Raw genomic sequence first — 3,405 nt, 5'->3', positions numbered from 1 at the left:
AATATGAAAAATAATTATATTTTTATAATAGTTTGTCTCGCCATATTTATTGGTTTAAAGTTAGTATATCCTTACCTCGATACAGATTTTATGCGATTCCTACTTACTCCGACTAATAAAATTGTAGAAATTATTTCGGGTTCAAAAGCTATCTATAACCCAACAAATGGTTATTTCTATCCGGAGTTAAATATAGTTATAAACAAATCTTGTTCGGGATATAACTTTTGGCTAATAAGCTTCCTCATTACAACTTTTGTTTTATTCAAATCTGAGATTATAAAAAAAAGGCAAATCATACCTTTAGCCTTATTATTATCGTATATAACAACTCCGCTTGTTAATACCTCCAGAATAATCGGATATATGATAATGATAGATAGCAAAACAACATCCATTACTACATTAGAAACAGAAAGAATACATCAAATGGAAGGTATTTTAGTATATCTGACGTTCTTAATTTTAATATATATATCGCTTAACTACATCGTTAATAAAATCCGGCACAATTATGAAAAAACTACTCAATCCGAAGTGGATATTATTGATTAACACCTTACCTATTGTATTATTACTATTCCTAGAATGGAGCGAGTTTGAAATCATCAAGAGCTTACTTCAAGAAGAAAGTATCTATTTATGGAAGATATTTACTATTACCATCATTGTTATGGCAATATGCAATGCAGGATACGCCGTTGTACAAATGATACGTCGAAAGCGTATTGACATAGTTTATTGTATCATTTCACTCATTGCCTATATCTCCTTCATATATACATATTATGGTAATGCAAATGATATAATTCCATTTAGCATCCCCGACTGGATGATTTCGGGAAACTTATTTATGTATGTAGGTATTTGTCTCATGCCTACACTTATACATGCCATCTTTGCATCAGTCATTATATTAACACCACACGCAAACAAACAAAAAGCATGGCAAAACATTGCTGTTGCTGTGTCTATACCATTCTTATTCTATATCCTGGTTATGGTAGTATTACCAATATGGGATGGTATAGATTTAGGCATAGAAAATCTATTTCTGATATTTACAGCCATAGCAACAGTCCTATTCATTTTCTTTCTTATACGCTTTATATATATACTCATATCAAGACGAAATATATTTGAAGAGTATCAATTATTATGGAAATTACCTATCGCTATCATTTTCCCCATACTAGGGCTAATAATTAATAATACTGCGGATAATCTTTTTGGCGATTTTTCTAGCGAGTGGTTTTATATTATAGCAATAATAAACGGGATATTAATATGTATACCTGCGACAGATAATAAAATGTTTAGGCTATTCTTATTTTCAGGACGTTGCATCACATTTATGTTTACACTCTACTTTTTCCTTATAATGATGCCATTTTTACCTATATCTATTTTTGCCATTATTATATTCGGGGCAGGATTCTTGATGCTTACTCCTTTATTTTTATTCCCGATCCACTTAAATACGATTGTAAAAGACTTCAACTTTCTGAAAAGAAGATATAATAAATACTTGCTATACACAATCATAATAGTTGGCATATCTATCCTGCCTATTGCCATTACCATCGACTATAGATACGACCGTAATGTGTTACATACGACTTTAGAGTATTTATATAGTCCCGACTACACGAAAGAATATAAATTAAATAAGAATTCAATATCGAAAACTTTAGACATTATAGAAAACCAAGGAAATAGAAGGGGTACAACCTTATACAACTCAACCCCATTTTTATCCAGTTACTATAAATGGCTCGTTTTAGACAATTTGAATATCTCAGAAACAAAGAAAGCACTAATTCGAGATTTATTTTATGGAAAGGAAGCCAACAACCCAAGAAAAAGGACCTTTGCAATTTCTGACACTACAGACATAAAAATAACCGATATCAAACATAGCAGTAAATATGATAGCAGTCAGAAAGCTTGGATAAGTAAGATTGATCTATCCATAAAAAATGGAAATACATCATTGTGGAATTCAGAATATATAACAAAAATAGATCTCCCTACGGGGTGCTGGATCAGTGATTATTACCTATATGTAGAAGGTATTAAAGAAAAAGGAATATTGGCCGAAAAGAAAGCTGCGACATGGGTGTTCAACCAGATAAGGAATACAAATAGAGATCCGGGGTTATTGCGATATCTGGCAGGGAATCGTGTAGAATTTAAAGTATTTCCTTTTCAAAAAGGTGAAACCAGATATACCGGAATAGAATTTATACACAAAGAACCTGTTTCTATAAATATTGATGGTCATATATTAGACCTAGGGGATAAAACATTACAAGCCAATAATAATTCAAGCGTTGATAAAGGCGAGGTTGCTTACATATCAGCAGAAGAAAAAGAGAAACTGGAAACAATAGGACGAAAGCCATATTATCATTTTATAATAGATACATCGTCAGATTATGACCCACTTACATCTTCAAAATATTATAAAAACGAAAACGGTGATAAAAATCGTTTCAAAGCTGAAAAGTATATTAAAGAGATAAACAACCTATTAGATCGCAATCTCATAGAACAGAATAATGCTAAAATATCATTAACAAATACTTATGTAAAAACTTTCCCTCTGGAAAATAATTGGGAAGAAGATATCAAAGAAACTGTTTTCGATGGCGGATTCTTTTTAGACCGTGCAATAAAAAAGATATTATTCGATTCTTATACAAATCCCAGCGAAAGCTATCCGGTAATAATCGTTGTTAGTGATAATCCTGAAAATGCTATATTATACAACGACTTTGCTAATATGCGATTTACTTATCCCGAGAATGATCTGTTTTATTCTTTGAAGAATGATAGTTTAAAATCGCATACTTTTTCAAGGGGACTCCATATAATCAATGATTATATAACGGCGTTACCAAACAAGAATGTAAAAGTTTGGCCACGACTTAGCAACCCTCTACAATATTTACCAGACGACAACAAGCCTTCAATCGTATTAAACACTAAAAACAAAACGTTACCACTAGATAAAAACCAAATAGAAGAAAAGAATTGGGAAGCCGGTTTGCTGATGCAGGCTCAATGGATGCTACAGACTTTATACCCAGAAACAGCAGATAAAGAATGGTTGGCACTACTACAAAACAGTTTCAAATCACAAATCATGAGTCCACTGACATCTTATATTGTAGTAGAAAATGAAGCTCAAAAAGCAATATTAAAGAAGAAGCAAGAGCAAGTTATGGGAGGAAACAGATCTCTAGATTTGGATGATACCACACAACAGATGACAGAACCAAACTTATTTATAATATTAGCTTTGTTAGGAATTCTCTATATATTATATAAAAAGAGAAAAAATGATACTGTGAAAAAATGATATGGATTATTAAAAAGCATCTTTATTGAATTCAATAAAGA

Annotated in this window: 2 protein-coding genes; both read left to right on the top strand. The window is 31.5% G+C overall.

Annotated elements, in window-relative coordinates; translation table 11 throughout:
• On the top strand, positions 1-555 hold a 555-nt coding region (xrtK, locus tag JGH11_RS19425; RefSeq protein ID WP_201114551.1), incomplete at its 5' end, for an exosortase K.
• Positions 515-3,364 (top strand): MSEP-CTERM sorting domain-containing protein, encoded by a 2,850-nt coding sequence (locus tag JGH11_RS19420; protein ID WP_201114549.1) that lies wholly within the window; start codon positions 515-517, stop codon positions 3,362-3,364. The genes xrtK and JGH11_RS19420, both read left to right, overlap by 41 nt.
• Positions 3,365-3,405 lie beyond the last annotated feature (41 nt).

Origin of the sequence: Dysgonomonas sp. Marseille-P4677 (assembly GCF_016652235.1) — a bacterium.
Taxonomy (GTDB): domain Bacteria; phylum Bacteroidota; class Bacteroidia; order Bacteroidales; family Dysgonomonadaceae; genus Dysgonomonas.
The sequence above is the reverse complement of the archived record's forward strand: the minus strand, read 5'-3'. Positions and strand labels throughout refer to the sequence as shown.